This window comes from Niveispirillum cyanobacteriorum (assembly GCF_002868735.1).
GTDB classification, from domain to species: domain Bacteria; phylum Pseudomonadota; class Alphaproteobacteria; order Azospirillales; family Azospirillaceae; genus Niveispirillum; species Niveispirillum cyanobacteriorum.
Genome location: NZ_CP025611.1, coordinates 2,985,892 through 3,002,588 on the forward strand (window position 1 = coordinate 2,985,892; position 16,697 = coordinate 3,002,588).

Here is a 16,697-nt window from a genome sequence, read left to right on the forward strand (position 1 = left end):
GCGGCCCGGTCAAATCAGTCCGGAGCTGTCCAGCTTCTCAATCACCCGCAACTGTCGATCACGATAGAATGTCGGGTCCGGCGCGTGGGGTGTGCCGTCCGTGCTGAGCAATCCGTTACGCAGCTGCGCCTCACCGCCGGCATAAGCATCAGCGAACAAGCCCAATGGCAGGCGGCTTAGCATGTTCCCCATGCCCGGTCGGCGGCGCCAGGCGCGCAAGGCCCCCAGATCGACGGGCGCAAATGCGGCCATGCTCTCTCCATATCCAGCCTCCGCCAGGACGTGGCCGCGATAGTCGATGATCTTTGAACTGGCATCGGTGGAAGCAACGGGGATGGCGACATCAGCCACGCCCGCCGAATTGGCGGACACCACATAGGCAAGGTTCTCTATGGCCCGTGCCTGTTTGGCGACATTCTTCGGTGTGGCCAGCGGGGAGGCGACCTCCGACGACGAGTGTACAAACAGCTCGGCACCACGCAGAGCGTGGGCGCGGGCGATTTCGGGGTAAAGGATTTCTTCTGACGCGATGGCCGCCAGTCGCCCGATCTCTGTCTCCACGACGGGGAAGATGGCATCTGCACCATAAACATTCACATAGCGGTCCCAGACATCATAGGGGCTGGGCGCAAACATGGAGATCAGTCGGCGGTAGCGCAGGATAACATTGCCTTGCGGCGCCACCACGAAACTGGTCTGAAAATAAAGTCCGGGGAAATGCGGGTCCTGTTCATAGGCATTGCCAGCAATGAAACAATCGGCAGCATGCGCTACCTCACCCAGCGCCTTATATTCAGGGCCGTCCGGGGCAAGCGCAGCCTTTTCCGCCCACAAGGCCGGGCCTTCGCCCATGGGGAAGCCTGTCAGGAAATACTCGGGCAGCACGACCAGCCGCACATCCTGGCCGATGAACCGCTTGGAGGCGATGATCTGTTCACGGATCCGGGCAACGCTATTCAGCATACGGGTCCGTGCTGTGGCTGCATCGGAGCAGCGGTTGACGGCATGGCAGGTGACTTGCAGCGCCAGTGCCATGTAGCTCGCATCGCGTGACATCTTGTCTCCCTCTCGGCGGATTTCAGCGCCCGTGAAATTTCTATCGCCGCCATCCCTATAATGATATACTTTTATATCATTAACAAGGAGGGGCGTCATGGAGATTCCGGTCCGCAATCCCCGCACCGGACAGATTGATCATCGGATCAATGTTACCAATGCCACAACCATCGCGGCGCTGGCGGCGCGGCTGCGTCTGGCCCAGAAGGGCTGGCGCGCACTGGGACTGGAGGGCCGTGCGGTGGCGTTGCGCCGTTTTGGCGATGCGCTGGAAAGGCACCGTGATGCCTTGGCAGCCGCCCTTGCCGTGGATACCGGTCGTAACCGCATCGCGCGTATGGAGGTGGACGGGGTGCGTGGATCCATCGCCGGCTGGATCGCTGCGACGCAGGGAGTTTTGCCCGATGGCTGGGTCCAGGCCCGGTCCAATTCGTCGATCCGCCATGCCCCCCACTGGGTGCCCTATGATCTGGTGGGGGTGATCAGTCCCTGGAACTTTCCCCTGACCCTGTCGATGATCGATGCCATTCCTGCCCTGCTGGCCGGTTGCAGTGTCATGGTCAAGCCGTCCGAAGTAACACCACGTTTCATCCAACCACTGAATGCGGCGATTGTGGAGGCAGGCCTGTCGCATGTGCTGGCCCTGGTGCCCGGCGATGGCACGACGGGCCAGGCCTTGATCGATGCCGTAGACTGCGTCTGTTTTACAGGATCGGTCCCGACCGGTCGTAAAGTGGCTGTACGCGCGGCCGAACGCCTGATCCCTTCCTTCCTTGAACTGGGCGGCAAAGACCCGCTGATCGTTCTGGATGGGGCTAATCTGGAGGATGCGGTCACTGCGGCTCTGCGGGGGTCGGTTCTGTCCACCGGTCAGGCCTGCCAGTCCATCGAACGCATCTATGTTGCTGCGCCAGTTCATGATGCGTTTGTCCGTCGACTGACCGACGCAGCAATGAAGGTCCGGATCAACACACCAGATATCGGGCAGGGGGAATTAGGGCCCATCATCTTTGATCGGCAGGCCGATATCCTCCGCCGTCAGATCGCAGACGCGGTGGCCAGGGGAGCCCGCGTCCTGACGGGAGGGGTGGTAGAAGATCACGGCGGCTTGTGGCTGCGTCCCACCGTCCTGACCCAGGTCACCCATGACATGGAGGTGATGCGGGAAGAAACCTTCGGTCCCATCCTGCCTGTCATGGCGTTTGACAGCGTCGAGCAGGCCATTGCGCTGGCCAATGACAGCCAATACGGCCTTTCCGCCGCTGTCTTTGCTGCTGACCTGGAGCAGGCGGCGGCGGTTGCAAGGCGGCTGGTCGCCGGCGCCATTAGCCTGAACGACGCCGCCCTGACCGCTTTGTTCCATGAGGCGCCGAAGCAGAGTTTCCGTGACAGCGGCCTTGGCCCGTCGCGCATGGGCCTTGAAGGCTATACCCGCTTCTTCCGCCGTCAGGCCCTTATCGCCCAGATGGGCCGGCCTTTGCCCTTGTCCGCCTTTGCCGAGGATGCGGGAGAGGGGTGACAAGTCCGAATTCGCATGTTAAAGATATAACAATAGATCATTTTGGGAGGTGAGCGTGAACCATGTGCATCGATGCGCCTTGTTGGCGGCACTGTTGCTTGGTCCTTTGACAGCTACGTCGGCATTGGCTGCCGATGCCCCTGCCGCGATGGATTATCAGGGTCCCAGTTTCAAACGTGCCACTCTGTTGGTTGCAGATATCGACCGTTCGCTGGCGATTTATCGCGATATTCTCGGTTTCCAAGGCGGTGAGGTGAATAACTCTCTGCCCACTTCCTATTCCTATGAGGTCTTCAATCTGGACCCTAAGGCCACCTTGCGGACGAGCATGTTGTCAGCGGGGCCCAATCAGGTGCGCACGCTGGCCCTGTTTGAAATCAAGGGACAGCCGATCACGACGCCGCAATCGCCGCGCCCGGTAGCCATGGTGATCAACGCCGTCAACCTGCCTGCGGTAATGGAGAAGATCAAGGCCAAGGGCCTGACGACTATTGCGCCGCGTCCACTGAAGACACCCGAAGGGCGTACAGGAACGGAAACCGCCTTCATCGATCCTGATGGCCATCTGGTTGTGTTGTACGAACTTACCGGTCCGTAACCGGGGTTGATGCTCAGCAGGGGTGTGGCAGATGGGGCGGACGCTGGTCGATAAATTGTGGGAACGGCATCGCGTCGCCGATCTGGGCGACGGGACCGACCTGCTTTACATCGACCGTGTGCTGCTGCATGAGCGCACAGGCTCCATGGCATTGAAGGGACTGCGGGAGCAAGGGCGGGTTGTGCGCCATCCCGACCGGGCCTTTGTCTGCATGGACCATATTGTTGACACCCGACCGGGGCGGGGGGATGCCACCTTGATGCCGGGGGGCAGCGCCTTCATTCAGGAAACCCGCGCAGCAGCGGGCGAGGCTGGTATCCGCGTCTTCGATATCGGCGATGACCGGCAAGGCATCGTGCATGTCGTCTCCCCCGAACAGGGGATTGCCTTGCCGGGCGTGACGCTGGTTTGTCCTGACAGCCACACCTGCACCCAGGGTGGGCTGGGTGCCCTTGCCTGGGGCATCGGATCAACCGAAGCTGCGCATGCACTGGCGACCCAGACGTTGGTTGTCCGCCGGCCAAAGACCATGCTGGTCCGTTTCGAAGGCGAACTGCCGCCCGGCAGCGGTGCCAAGGATATGATCCTGTATCTGATCGCGCGTTATGGGGCCAGCGGCGGCGCTGGCTATGCCATTGAATTTGCTGGATCCGTCGTTGCCGCCTTGTCGGTAGAGGCGCGCATGACCCTGTGCAACATGGCCGTTGAGTTTGCGGCCTGGACGGGTCTGGTGGCACCAGATGATAAAACTGTCGCCTGGGTCAAAGGTCGACCTTTCGTGCCGACGGGCGCATTGTGGGATGCGGCAATCGCCGACTGGCAGGACCTGCACAGCGATGTGGATGCCAGTTTTGACCGTGTTATCCTCATTGATTGCGCCGACATCGCGCCCATCGTCACCTGGGGCACCAGCCCGCAGCACGCAGTTCCAGTCAACGGAACTGTGCCCGACCCTGACAGTGCGCCCGACCCGGCTTCCGTCCAGGCACGACACCGGGCGTTGACTTATATGGGGCTGAAACCGGGTGATGCCCTGATCGGCCTGCCTATTGATGGTGCCTTCATCGGCAGCTGCACCAACAGCCGCCTGTCTGACCTGCGCACCGCGGCCGCTCTGTTGAAAGGCCGGCGGGTGGCGGTTGGCGTCCGCGCCATCTGTGTTCCCGGCTCCACACAGGTCAAGGCCGCGGCGGAGGCGGAGGGCCTGCATCTGGTGTTTCAGGAAGCCGGGTTTGAATGGCGGGAAAGCGGTTGTTCCATGTGCTTCTTTGCCGGTGGGGAGCATTTCGGCAAGGGGGAGCGCGTTGTGACTTCCACCAACCGCAATTTTGAGAACAGGCAAGGGCCCGGAACCCGTTCGCATCTGACCAGCCCGGCCACGGTGGCGGCATCGGCCATTGCCGGCCATATCGCCGATCCGCGTCCGCTGCTGCGTGGGGAGGGCTGATATGATGCAGAAATTCACCCGCCTGACCGGCGTCGCAGCCCCCCTTTTTCAGCCCAATATCGACACCGACGCCATCATCCCCTCACGCGAGATGAAGCGGGTATCCAAGGAAGGACTGGGTGAGGGGATGTTCGCCGATTGGCGCTATCGCGACGTCGCCAACCGTGTCGAGAACCCCGATTTCGTGCTGAACCAGCCCGCATTCCGGCATGCCCCAATTTTGCTGGCGGGGCCCAATTTCGGCTGTGGATCCAGCCGGGAGCATGCCGTCTGGGCCTTGCAGGATTATGGCATCCGCTGTGTGATCGCCCCCAGCTTCGGTGCGATTTTTCAGGGCAATTGCGTGCGCAACGGCATTCTGCCGCTGGTGCTGCCGGAACCCAGTGTTGCGGCGCTGGCCCGATCTGTGGAGCCGCAGACCTTGACCATTGATCTGGCGGCGCAATATGTGCGCGCACCGGACGGTACCGACCTGCCCTTTGCCATTGGCCCCGCCGACAAGGATATGCTGCTGGAAGGGCTGGACGCCATCGGCGTCACCTTGAAGCGGCTTCCCACCATCCAAGATTTTGAGGGTGCTTATCGCGCCCGGCAGCCCTGGCTGTTCTTCTGAACCCGCAGCGTTCGAGGTTTTCATGTCGCAGGACGACAATCCCGCCCCCCTGCCGCTGGCCGGGCTGAAGGTGGTGGAACTCACCCATATGGTCATGGGCCCCACCGTGGGCATGGTGCTGGGTGATCTGGGTGCCGATGTGGTCAAGGTGGAACCGATCGGCGGCGACAATACCCGCCGCCTGCTGGGTTCCGGTGCCGGTTACTTCCCCATGTATAGCCGTAATAAGCGCAGCCTGTCCGTCGATCTGAAATCCCCGGAAGGCAAGCAGGTGGCGCTGGACCTGATCGACCGCGCAGACGTGCTGATAGAGAATTTCCGCCCCGGCGCCATGGAAGCTCTTGGTTTTGGTGAAGAGGCGCTGAAGGCCCGCAATCCCGGCCTGATCTATTGCTCCGCCAAGGGCTTCCTGACCGGCCCCTATGAAAATCGCGCCGCTCTGGATGAGGTGGCGCAGATGATGGGCGGTCTTGCCTATATGACAGGCCCACCGGGCCGTCCGTTGCGGGCCGGGGCCTCGGTCATCGATGTCATTGGCGGGCTGTTCGGGGTGATCGGCGTTCTGGCGGCCCTGATCCAGCGTGGCACGCTGGGTCGTGGTCAGACGGTGAAGTCGGCGCTGTTTGAGAATTGCGTGTTCCTGGTGGGACAGCATATGGCGCAGTATGTGGTGACCGGCAGCGCCGCCCGGCCCATGCCCGTGCGCATCTCCGCCTGGGCCATCTATGACCAGTTCCAGACCAAGGATGAGCAAACGGTCTTCGCCGGCGTCGTCACCGATGGGCAATGGGTCGCGTTCTGCAAGGCCTTTGGTTTGGATGAGTTCGCTACGGATGAGACGCTGGCCCGCAATAACGGCCGCGTCCAGGCGCGCGACCGCATCATCCCCTATGTCCAAGACCTGTTCAAAAGCTTCACCAAGGCGGAACTGCTGGTAAAGCTGGAGGAGATCGGGCTGCCATTCGCCCCCATCAACAGGCCCGAAGATCTGTTCGATGATCCGCATCTGGCGGCATCGGGCGGGTTGCTGGAACTGCATCTGCCCGACGATCAGCGCACCGTCCGCCTGCCGGCCCTGCCGGTGGAGATGGATGGCCAGCGTCCATGCCTGCTCCGCGATCTGGCCAAGCCGGGTGCGCATACAGGTGAGGTTCTCGCTGAGCTGGGTTATCCCCCCGACCGTATCGCCGACCTTGTGTCTCGCGGTTTGGTGGCGCAGGCGGAGGGTTGAGCATGTCCGGCAGCTTCATCGAATTATCCGAGGTTGGCCCCCGCGACGGGCTGCAAAGCATCAGCCCCATCATGCCAACAGAGGCCAAGAAGGCCTGGATCGCGGCGGAAGCGGCGGCGGGTGTGCGGGAGATTGAGGTTGGGTCCTTCGTGCCGGCTAAAATCCTGCCGCAACTGGCCGACACGGCCGAACTGGTGGCCTTTGCCCGCACCATCCCCGGCCTGACGGTGGCCGTACTGGTGCCCAATCTAAAGGGGGCGGAGGCAGCGGTCGCCGCCGGTGCCCACAAGATCACCATCCCGCTGTCGGTCAGCGAAACCCACAGCCTGCGCAATGTGCGGCGCACCCACGCGCAGATGCTGGAGGAGACAGCCGCCATCGCCGCCCTGATCCAGGCGCAACCCGCAGGCAACCGACCCAAGTTCGAGGGCGGCCTGTCCACGGCCTTCGGTTGCACCTTGGAAGGGGTGGTGCCAGAATCCCGGGTGCTTGAAATCGCCGAGGCCTTGATGAAAGCCGGCTGTGACGAGGTCGGCCTGTCCGACACGACCGGTTACGCCAACCCGGCCCAGGTCAAGCGCCTGATCCGCGCGGTACGCGGCGTGGTGGGCGACCATGCCTGTTCCGGCGTGCATCTGCACAATACACGCGGCCTTGGTCTGGCCAATGCGCTGGCGGCGTTGGATGAGGGGGTCACGACCCTTGACGCCTCGCTGGGCGGTATCGGCGGCTGCCCGTTCGCGCCCGGCGCGTCGGGCAATATCGTCACCGAAGATCTGGCCTTCATGCTGGCGGCCATGGGCTATGACACGGGCATCGACCTGGAAAAGCTGCTGGCAGTGCGGGAGATTGTGACGGCGGCCCTGCCGGACACGGAAATGTACGGGTTCACGCCCGACGCCGGGTTACCTAAGGGGTTCAGGGGCGCCTGGGGCGTGTGACCATCGGGGCGCGAATTGCTCCGCGCCCCAAACATCTTGCTATTGCCCTCACCCCAGTTGCACCAGTTCCACCAGCGTACCGTCGGGCGCCCGCAGCGTGCCGGTCAGTTGCCCGCCATAGACGGCGCCATCGCGGCGGGTGGGCGGGGTGATCCAGTCGCCCTTGACCGTGGACAGGTCAGGGTGAGACAGGGTGCAGATGGCGATGCCGGGGGGGAGTTGTCCGGAATGGGACGGGCGTGAGGTGGCGGCGTCGGGATACTGATCCAGTTCCAGGAACACGTCGCGTTCATGCACCACAGTGCTGATCGTGTGCAGCTGTTCCATGGGAAGGTTGAAGGCGTTCCCCAGCATCGTATAGACGATGTCCATCTTGCGCCCCAGGCTGAGGCCAACCGCCTTTTCGAACCAGTCGATGCTGGCTTCCATATCGGAACAGGCCAGCACCAGGATGAACAGCTTGTCGATCAGGCTGGCCGCGCGGGGCAGGTCGAATGCCGGCAGGTTGTCGCGGATCTGGGTCAGATAGACGATTTCCCCGTCCGGCCCCTTCACCTGCATCGGGTAGATGGCGGGCAGCCCGTCGATCTCACGCGGTGGTCCGATGATTTCGAACGGGCTGTTCAGCATCCGCTCGTTCACCTTCAACACGTCCTGCACACAGATTTCGATGGCGGCCCAGCCATAGGTGCGCAAGGGGCGATAGTCGTGTACAGGATCACCCGCCACGAAGCGCAGGAAAACGTCGGCCCCGCTGGAGGGTTGCAAGACGGCATAGGCCCGGCCAGCACTATCCGGCGCGCCCCAGGCGGCGGCCAGTTCGGGGGAAAGGGTGCCGCGTTCGATGATGCTGTAATCCAGCCACTCGACATAGCGGGCGGCACTGGCCTCGGGATCGGCCACGGTCAGGGTGGCGGCGCGCAACAATTTCATCGGGCCAGCTCCTCGGCGATGTTCTCGCTGCTGTCATCGGTAGCGGTCAAAGCCTCGGCCTCCTGCTGCACTACGCGCAGGACACGGGCCAGGAATTCCTGGTTCCACAGGCCGCGTTCGGCAGCTTCCGCCTTGGTCGGGGTGAAGCTTTCGATCTCGTCGCGGCTGACAAGACCCTTGGCGGCCAGCAGCCGTTCCAGCGTGTCCAGCCGCTGACGCGTCACCACCAGTTCGCCGGCCAGCGCCATGGCGATGGACATGGCGCGTTCGGCTTCCCAGCTTTCCAGGAAATGCGGGCGCTTGCCCGTTGGTTTGGCCGATGCCCCGGCCAGGGCCATCTGGATCGACATTACACAATCTCCTTACGGGCACCCACGACATGCCAGGCCGCCTTGCGGCCATAATCCTCGCCATTGTCATCGGCGGCGTCGGGGAAGACGGATTTATCCACCACGGCGGTGACACCGCCATGGATCAGGCTTTCCTTGGCAAAGCCGGCCTGTACCATCCAGGCGTCCAGGTCTGCCTCATGCATCTTTGTCCAGAACGGCTCGGCGTTGTAAAAAGCGTCCCAATCGCGCATGGCCTGTTCGAACAGGGGCATGGCCGGATTGTATTGCGGCTGCTCCACATGCAGTACGATGCCCCCCGGCGATAGCAGGCGATGGCTCTCCTTGAAGATGCGCCGCATGGAGCTGTAGCTGGTTTCGTGCAGGAACATGGTGGTCTGCACCCAATCAAAGCTGCCATCGGCGAATTGCGGCAGGCTTTCGACATTGGCTTGTACAAAGGTCACATTCTCCACACCCAGACTTTTGGCCCGAGCCAAGCCATAGCGCAGCATGGGCGCGCCGACATCGACGGCCACAACTTCGGCTTCTGGAAAGGCCTGGGCCAGGGGCAGGACGTTATGGCCCAGGCCGCAGCCCATATCCAATATGCGCTTGGGCTTGAAATCGGGCAGATTGCGGGCGACCCAGCGGGCCACAGCCTGCCCGCCGCCATCGGAATAACGGCCCAGCATGCCCCCCGTGGTCGCGAACAGGCCGCTGTCATAATTGGCGGCATTGGCCACATCGCCCGGCCCATATTCGGTGTGATAACTGCCGGGCATGCAATGATGGTCAATGGACGATACATAACGCGGCAGCACCAGTGTCGGGTCCAGCACCAGACGCGGATCGCCATCGGTAAGGGCGGCAGCGCGGGCCGCCAGCTCCTCCTGCTGGCGCAGCGTGACCCAGCGGCCTGCCTGCTGCCGCATCTCCATGGTGTTGCGGCGCAGCGCTGACCAGACCTGCCAGTACGGGTCCTGGGTCAGGGCGCGGCGCACCTGATGCCGGTCGTTGAAGCTTTTGCCCGGCGCCACACGCGCATCAAAGGCGGCCTTCACACCCGGCATCACCCGGCCCGCCAGATGGCGGTTCATATGGGCCAGAAAGTTGAACCGCTCCACCTCATCATGCGTCATTTCCGGGAAGATCCCGTGACGGCCAACCACCCGGTAGTCGGGCGGCCCGTCATAGGTGGCGAGAAGGGCCGCATCGCGGTCGTCAATGGGCTTGCCTGATCCGTCCATATCCTTGCCTCCGCTATCGCCATTAAGGCTGCCAGGGGCCAAGGGTAAGGCCGGAAGGGGCAGGGCACCCCACATCCAGTTGTCATTCCGCACAACCCGCCTTTGTTGTCTACCACAACCGGCCTTTGTGCGGATTCCCAAACCCCTGTTGGACAGGATGGATGGGGCGATGAATTATGGCAGGACAAATCAAAGCGGGTGCTCGCATGCCAGACAATCTGCCGCCCCATGACCCGATCACCGGTCTGACCGCCGACATTTCCGCCGCCATCGGCGCCGACCGGGTCAGCCTGTCGCCCGAACGCCGGGCGCTTTTCAGCCAGGATATCTGGTCTAAGGCTCCACATCCGGTCGACATCGTCGTCACACCCACGGATACCCAGTCACTCGCCCACGCGGTGCGGCTGGCCGCGGCGGCGGGGCTGGCCGTCCTGCCACGCGGCGGCGGCATGAGCTATACGGGCGGCTATGTCGGGGCAGCACCGCCGGCGCTGCTGATCGATATGTCGGCCATGGACCGGGTCCTCTCTATCGACCCCGACAATATGCGGGTGACGGTGGAGGCGGGCTGCACCTGGAAAGCCCTGCATGCGGCGTTGAGCCCACTGGGTCTGCGTACACCTTTCTGGGGGCCGCTATCGGGGATCAGTTCGACTGTTGGCGGCGGCCTGTCCCAACAGAATGCCTTTTTCGGCGCCGGCCTTTATGGCACGACCTCGGAAAGCATCATCGGGCTGCGCGTGGTGCTGTCCGATGGTACCATGCTGACCACCGGCGCCCGCCGGCCCCAGGATGGCAATCCCTTCTACCGCTTCTACGGCCCCGATCTGACGGGCCTGTTCTGTGGCGATTGCGGTGCCCTGGGCATCAAGGCGGAAATCACCCTGCGCCTGATGCCCCTGCCAGCCCATGAAGGGTATCTGTCTTTCAGCTTTGGAGAGCGGGATCAATGCCTGGCGGCGCTGGCGGATGTGGTGCGCAGCGGCATCGCGGCGGAAACCTGCGCCTTCGACCCCGCCCTGGCACGGGTAAGGATGAAGCGCGCCTCCATGTTGTCCGACGTCAAGGCCCTAGGCAATGTCATCGCCAAACAGAAATCCATTATGGGCGGGGTGCGGGAGGCGGCGCGCATCGCGCTGGCTGGGCGCAGCTTCATTCCGGACGAATGCTGGAGCCTGCATCTGACGGTGGAGGGGCGGTCGGCGGCGGCCGTGGAGGCGGACCTGACCGCGTTACGTGCCATCGGTCGCCGCCATCAGGGGGCGGAGGTGGAGAATACCATCCCCAAGGTGCTGCGCGCCCAGCCCTTCACGCCGCTCAACAATGTGCTGGGGCCGGCGGGCGAACGCTGGGTACCCGTTCACGGCATCGTCGCCCCCGGTGACGCCATCGCGGCCCAGGCGGCGGTGGAGGAGGCGTTGGCGACGATGGCGGTTGAACTGACCGACGCCTGCGTCACCATAGGCTATATGCTGACCTCCATGTCGACCAACAGTTTCCTGATTGAGCCGGTCTTCTTCTGGCCCGAGGCACGCGAAGCGCTGCATGAGGCGACGGTGGAGCCGGGTATCCTGTCGCGCCTGCCGCTTCAGGCACCCAACCCCACGGTCACGGCCCTGGTGGCCCGGGCGCGCAAGGCTGTGGTGACGGCGTTGCAGCCGTTCGGGGCCGCCCATTTCCAGGTCGGGCGTACCTATCCGCTGTCGCAGGATTCCGACCCTGCGGCCTTTGCCCTTCTGCGCGCCATCAAAGCGTCCATCGACCCTGATCACCGCATCAACCCGGGGGTTCTGGGGCTGCAGGATTAATTGTCCGGACAAATTGATCTGGATCAATGAGCATTCCCATCCGTGCCGGGCACATTGGACCCTGGGTCCGAAAGGTTCGGACCGTAAACCAAGACACAAGGGAAGCGTCATGGAAATCCTGGGAATGTACCTGGACGAGCATCTGGTGCTGCGCTGGCTGCATATCATTGCCATGGCCTATTGGCTGGGCGGGGAATGGGGGGTGTTCAACGCCTCGCGCCCGCTGACCAACAGTGCCCTGTCGCTGGCCGAACGGCGCCGGCATATGGAAACGGCCTATCGGATCGACATCCTGCCGCGCAGCGGGATTGTGCTTCTGCTGCCGTTGGGCCTGCATCTGGGCCACAATATGGGGGTGCAACCGCTGGGCGGATACTGGCTGGTGGGCATGTGGGTGTTCGTGGCGGCCTGGCTGTCGCTGGTTCTGTTCGCCTTTTTCAAGCGCAACTCGCCCGCCTACATGACCCTGACCAAGACCGATGAGGCGATCCGTTACATCGTTATCCCGGCACTATTCTGTGTCGGTCTGTACAGCCTGGTCACCGGTGGGCCGCTGTCGGCGGGCTGGTACGCGGCCAAGGCGACGCTGTTCTCGGGCCTGCTGATCATCGGGCTGCTTCTCCGCTACATCATGCGCGATTGGATCGTGATCTTTCGCCAGATGGAAGCGGAAGGACCTTCATCCACGCTGGAGACGAAACTGGACAGCGCCTTGGCCGTGGGGCGGCGGCTGGCCTATCTCTACTGGGCCGGCATCATCACCATGGCCTTCCTGGGGACCGTGAAACCATTTTGAAAGGATGAGGCCCGATGCTGTTGGCTTGTCTGACATTGCTGCACGTCTTCGTGCTGGTCTTCTGGGTCGGGGGCGATCTTGGCGCTTATTACGCGTCCTACGCCGTCGCCGACCCGCGCCACCCGCCGGCGGCACGGCGGCTGGCGGCCCGCATGATCAGCAATATCGACATGGCCCCCCGCACCAGCCTTGTCCTGGCCTTACCCACGGGGCTGACGCTGGCCGTGGCGAAGGTGTGGCTGGAACTGGATATGGTCTGGCTGATCCTGGCCTGGGTCATCAGCCTGATCTGGTTGGCCGTCGTCTGGGCGGTGCATGTGACGGAACCAAAGCCCGGCACCGCGTTGCCGCGCGCCGATGTCGGGCTGCGTGTCGTGGCCATCATCGGATTCGCGGCGGTAGGCGTCGCCGCGTTATCCGGCTTTGTTGCGGTACCCGGCTTCATCGGCCTGAAGCTGATCCTGCTGGCTGCCGCCATTGGCTTTGGCCTGACCATCCGTCGTGTGCTGCCGCCCTTTGCCATCGCCTTTGCCAAAGCTCTGAACAATCCCGACGACGGCGCCGCCCAGGCGGTGGTGGCGGACCTCTTGTCCGATGTGCGTCGCTATGTCGTCGGTATCTGGATAACCGTCAGCCTGGCCGGCCTTATCGGCATCTGGCAGCCCGTAATTTAAGCCGTCACGGCCCGAATTGTGGTGCCCATGCCACAATGCCGGGCCGATACACCAGAATTCACTTTTGTATACAATTGCCCTTGATTTGCATAAAAGCATAACATTATATCAATAACTCATCTCCATTGGCAAAAGCCAGGGGCAAGGCCAGGCGAAGACCGGCCACCAGGATGCATTGGCATTTTCCGAAAAATCACCGCCTCGATGCGGACCGGAACAGGAAGGGACTCAACAAATGCAGAAGAAGCATGTCTTCTTGAAAAGCGGCGGCTGTGCGCTTCTGGCGCTGCTGTCGGCCACCCCGTCATTGGCCCAGCAAGCCCAGCCCCAGGGCCTTCTGGAAGAAATCATCGTGACGGCACAGCGCCGCGCGGAATCGGTGCAGGACGTGCCCGTCGCCATTACCGCGTTTTCCGCATCGGAGCTTGAGCGGCGGCAGATCACGGAGACCCTGGACCTGATCAATGCCGTGCCCAACCTGATCGGCGCCAATAATACCGGCCTGGGGTCGGCCAACCAATATTATCTGCGGGCGCTCGGTAACACCGAAACCATCGCCACCTTCGACCCGCCCGTCGGCACCTATGTCGATGACATCTATGTCAGCCGGCAGAACGCCAACAACTTCGCCTTCTTCGATGTGGAGCGGATCGAAGTGCTGCGCGGGCCGCAGGGCACCCTGTTCGGGCGCAACACCACGGGCGGCGCGGTCAATGTCATCATGGCCAAGCCCCACGATACGCTGGGTGGCTTCGCCGAAATCGGCTATGGCAAATATGATGAGAAATCGGCCCGCGCCTCCATCGACATCCCCCTGTCGGAAACGGTTTTGACCAAGTTCTCGGCCTTCAAGATCAAGAATGACGGCTGGGCCAAGAACCTGACGACGGGGGAGGATAATAATGGTGAGGATACGACCGGCCTGCGCGGCGCCGTTCGCTGGCTGGTGTCCGACGCTGTCACCTGGGACATCTCGTCCGACTATATGGACAGCGACAGCGACAGCCTGCTGAACACCAAGGAAGGGGGACGTCGTGTCACCCGTACCGGCCTGACCAAGCAGGGTGGGGCGCTGCGGACCTATCTGGTGGGCGAGAAGGGCGATTACGGCCTTGGTAACAATGTCCGCACCTGGACCCTGACCTCCAACATTGCGGTGGAGACGGCGGGTCCGACCATCAATGTCATTTCCGGCTATCGCGACCTGCGCCAGGAATATGCGCTGGATTTCGCGAACCTGCCCCGCGCCACGGGCGGCTTTGCCATCGCGAATACCAGCGATCATGACCAGTTCAGCCAAGAGATCAAGGCCAACGGCTCCCTGTTCAGCGACAAGCTGGATTATGTGGTTGGTGTCTATTACCTGCATGAGGATAATGAGACCGACTTCGCCGATCTTTTGAACTTTGCGGCGCCCACGGTTCTGGCCGACCGGACCCTGACCAACACGACGGAGGCCAAGGCCGCCTATGCGCAGTTCGATTTCCATGCCACCGACCGTCTGACGGCCACCGCCGGCCTGCGCTTTACTGAAGAGAAGAAGACCATCGGCATTGTCTCGAACGGCAACCCACGGTCGGTGGCGAATTTCAGCACCGCCAACATGGTGGCTCTTGGCATTCCCGATGACCTGACGACGGCCATCTGGACCCCGCGCTTTGCGCTGGAGTTCGAAGCGGCGGACGACGTGATGCTGTTCGCGTCCGCCACGCGTGGCTTCAAGTCCGGTGGCTGGAACGCACGCGGCACCTCAGCAGAAGTCATCCGCAGCTTCTCGGCGGAAAAGGTCTGGTCATACGAAACGGGCGCGCGTTCCGAATGGCTGGATGGCAGCCTGCGGGTCAACTTGAACGCCTTCTATACCGATGTCAGCGACTTCCAGATCCCGTCCGCCTTTCAGCAGGCCAGCGGTGCCATCGCCTTCATCACCGGCAATTATGCCGACATGGAAGTGCAGGGGCTGGAGGCGGAATTCACCTGGGTGCCCGTGGAGGGCCTGAACCTCTCTGCCGCCCTGGGCGTGCAGGAAAGCAAGTATAAGCGCTACGCCGCCTCCGTCCTGACCCAGCAGGCGCAGTGCCGGGCCGGGACCACGGCCCGGTGTGGCCAGGGTATCGTCACGCCGGCGGGCAATATCGCCGAACCGGTGCGCAGCCCCGATGTCACCCTGAACCTCTCTGGTTCCTATGACATCGCCATTGGTGAATATCTGCTGACCCCGTCGGTCAGCATGACCCATGTCGGCAAGCACTGGGTCCAGACCAGCAATGTCCTGGCCTCCTATGAAAATGGCTATACGACCTACAGCGGCGGCCTCACCTTCGGCCCCGCCGATGGTCCCTGGTCGGCCTCATTGGAATGCTCCAACTGTACCGACGTGACTTATCGCACCTCCTTCCTGATCTCCACTTACCTGAACCGTCCCGTCACCTGGACGGGCCGTCTGAAGTATAAGTTCTGATCGGTGCCATTCCGGAACAGGCTGGCAATCGCCCGCCTGTTCCGGAATGATGAGGGCCGGATTGGCATGGTGATTGTGGGCGGGCAGCATGGAACTGCGGGACCTGGAATATTTCCTGGCCGTCGTTGATACCGGCAGCCTGACCCTGGCCGCCCGGCAAAAGGGGTTGAGCCAGCAGGCCCTGTCCAAAAGCCTGGCGCGGCTGGAGGGGGAACTGGGCGTCCTGCTGCTGGAACGCACGCCGAAGGGCGTTCGCGTGACCCGCATGGGGGAGGCATTGCTGTCCCGCGCCCGGTCTGTCCTGGGGGAGATGGGGCAGTTCCGCCGGGACCTGGATTTGGCGCTGGGGCGCAGCAGCACGCAACTGGCGCTGGGCATCAGTCCCGCCGCCGCCGCCGGCATCGGCCGCCACGCCGTCCCCCGCTTGCAGCGGATGTTCCCGCGCCTGCATCTGCGGGTGGAGGCGGGGGTAGAGCCGGTCTTTGTGCGCATGCTGCTGGCCGGCGATATTGATCTGGCCATCACCACCAGTGCGGCGGCCACGGACCCGCAGATCACGGTTAACACGCTGGAACATGAACGCTGGATCGTGGCCGGGCGGCGTGACCATCCGGTCCTGTCGCATGCACGCACCCTGGCCGATCTGGCAGGCTGCGACTGGATCTACGGCCCCATGCCCGACGGGTTGGACGGGCGCATCGACCGGTTCTTCCTGCAACAGGGAGCGGAGCCGATCCGACCGCGCATAACCTCTTCATCCATCCTGTTCGGTCTGTCGATCCTAACTAGCACCGACCTTCTGGCTATTCTGCCCCGATCAATGGTCACTGACAGCGCCGGTCTGATGGGGCGGGACATAGCCGATGGTGCCTGGACCACGCCGCTCACCATCATGCGTCGTCGCCGTGCAGCACCGTCAGCTTTTGAGACGGCGCTGATCGACATCCTGTCAGACGAGGCCCGGCGTGCCTGCCATGCGGTGTAACAAGTTTTTCATGCCTTGGTCAGCGGCTGTCTGGCTTTGGTTATGATATCTGACGC

At 62.8% G+C, this 16,697-nt stretch carries 15 protein-coding genes; 11 read left to right on the forward strand and 4 right to left on the reverse strand.

From position 1 onward, the window contains the following. Nucleotides 1–9 precede the first annotated feature (9 nt). A complete protein-coding gene (locus tag C0V82_RS13875; protein WP_102112805.1) occupies nt 10–1,056 on the reverse strand; it encodes a nitrilase-related carbon-nitrogen hydrolase in 1,047 nt (348 codons plus the stop codon). Between the two features lie 97 nt (nt 1,057–1,153). Here C0V82_RS13875 and C0V82_RS13880 point away from each other — a divergent pair, with 97 nt between their 5' ends. From C0V82_RS13880 to C0V82_RS13905, 6 genes are read left to right on the forward strand one after another with little or no spacing between them, the layout of a single operon-like run. Next, entirely contained in the window at nt 1,154–2,575 is a 1,422-nt protein-coding gene (locus tag C0V82_RS13880; RefSeq protein ID WP_102112806.1) for an aldehyde dehydrogenase family protein, read from the forward strand. A 55-nt stretch (nt 2,576–2,630) separates the two neighbouring features. Next, nucleotides 2,631–3,173, forward strand: coding sequence for a VOC family protein (locus tag C0V82_RS13885; RefSeq protein ID WP_158659927.1), 543 nt, complete (start codon nt 2,631–2,633; stop codon nt 3,171–3,173). A 31-nt stretch (nt 3,174–3,204) separates the two neighbouring features. Next, nucleotides 3,205–4,620: a 3-isopropylmalate dehydratase large subunit gene (locus C0V82_RS13890; RefSeq protein ID WP_102112808.1), complete on the forward strand. Its 1,416-nt coding sequence runs from the start codon at nt 3,205–3,207 to the stop codon at nt 4,618–4,620. Between the two features lie 4 nt (nt 4,621–4,624). Further along, nucleotides 4,625–5,233 carry a 3-isopropylmalate dehydratase small subunit gene (gene leuD, locus C0V82_RS13895; RefSeq protein WP_102113433.1) on the forward strand — a complete coding sequence of 203 codons (609 nt, stop codon included), beginning with the start codon at nt 4,625–4,627 and terminating at the stop codon, nt 5,231–5,233. A gap of 22 nt (nt 5,234–5,255) precedes the next feature. Continuing rightward, on the forward strand, nt 5,256–6,464 hold the full coding sequence (locus C0V82_RS13900) for a CaiB/BaiF CoA transferase family protein (RefSeq protein ID WP_102112809.1): 1,209 nt from the start codon (nt 5,256–5,258) through the stop codon (nt 6,462–6,464). A gap of 2 nt (nt 6,465–6,466) precedes the next feature. Beyond that, nucleotides 6,467–7,405, forward strand: coding sequence for a hydroxymethylglutaryl-CoA lyase (locus tag C0V82_RS13905; protein ID WP_102112810.1), 939 nt, complete (start codon nt 6,467–6,469; stop codon nt 7,403–7,405). Between the two features lie 48 nt (nt 7,406–7,453). On the opposite strand, the gene C0V82_RS13910 is transcribed toward C0V82_RS13905, so the two are convergent. Genes C0V82_RS13910 through C0V82_RS13920 form a run of 3 tightly spaced genes read right to left on the reverse strand, consistent with a single transcriptional unit; the run spans nt 7,454 to nt 9,917 of the window. Beyond that, a complete protein-coding gene (locus C0V82_RS13910) occupies nt 7,454–8,338 on the reverse strand; it encodes a VOC family protein (protein ID WP_102112811.1) in 885 nt (294 codons plus the stop codon). After that, nucleotides 8,335–8,688 carry a hypothetical protein gene (locus C0V82_RS13915; RefSeq protein WP_102112812.1) on the reverse strand — a complete coding sequence of 118 codons (354 nt, stop codon included), beginning with the start codon at nt 8,686–8,688 and terminating at the stop codon, nt 8,335–8,337. The genes C0V82_RS13910 and C0V82_RS13915 overlap by 4 nt, the downstream gene beginning before the upstream one ends. Next, on the reverse strand, nt 8,688–9,917 hold the full coding sequence (locus tag C0V82_RS13920) for a class I SAM-dependent methyltransferase (RefSeq protein WP_102113434.1): 1,230 nt from the start codon (nt 9,915–9,917) through the stop codon (nt 8,688–8,690). The genes C0V82_RS13915 and C0V82_RS13920 overlap by 1 nt, the downstream gene beginning before the upstream one ends. A 206-nt stretch (nt 9,918–10,123) precedes the next feature. Between C0V82_RS13920 and C0V82_RS13925 the strand changes: the two genes are divergently transcribed. The 5 genes from C0V82_RS13925 to C0V82_RS13945 all read left to right on the forward strand — a co-directional run bounded on the left by C0V82_RS13925 (nt 10,124) and on the right by C0V82_RS13945 (nt 16,641). Then, nucleotides 10,124–11,725, forward strand: a complete 1,602-nt coding sequence (locus tag C0V82_RS13925; protein WP_158659928.1) for an FAD-binding oxidoreductase — start codon at nt 10,124–10,126, stop codon at nt 11,723–11,725. Between the two features lie 109 nt (nt 11,726–11,834). Further along, nucleotides 11,835–12,521, forward strand: coding sequence for a hypothetical protein (locus C0V82_RS13930; protein ID WP_102112814.1), 687 nt, complete (start codon nt 11,835–11,837; stop codon nt 12,519–12,521). 14 nt (nt 12,522–12,535) lie between these two features. Beyond that, a complete protein-coding gene (locus C0V82_RS13935) occupies nt 12,536–13,195 on the forward strand; it encodes a hypothetical protein (RefSeq protein ID WP_102112815.1) in 660 nt (219 codons plus the stop codon). 235 nt (nt 13,196–13,430) lie between these two features. Next, nucleotides 13,431–15,656, forward strand: a complete 2,226-nt coding sequence (locus C0V82_RS13940; protein WP_102112816.1) for a TonB-dependent receptor — start codon at nt 13,431–13,433, stop codon at nt 15,654–15,656. An 88-nt stretch (nt 15,657–15,744) separates the two neighbouring features. Further along, on the forward strand, nt 15,745–16,641 hold the full coding sequence (locus C0V82_RS13945; RefSeq protein ID WP_102112817.1) for a LysR family transcriptional regulator: 897 nt from the start codon (nt 15,745–15,747) through the stop codon (nt 16,639–16,641). Nucleotides 16,642–16,697 lie beyond the last annotated feature (56 nt).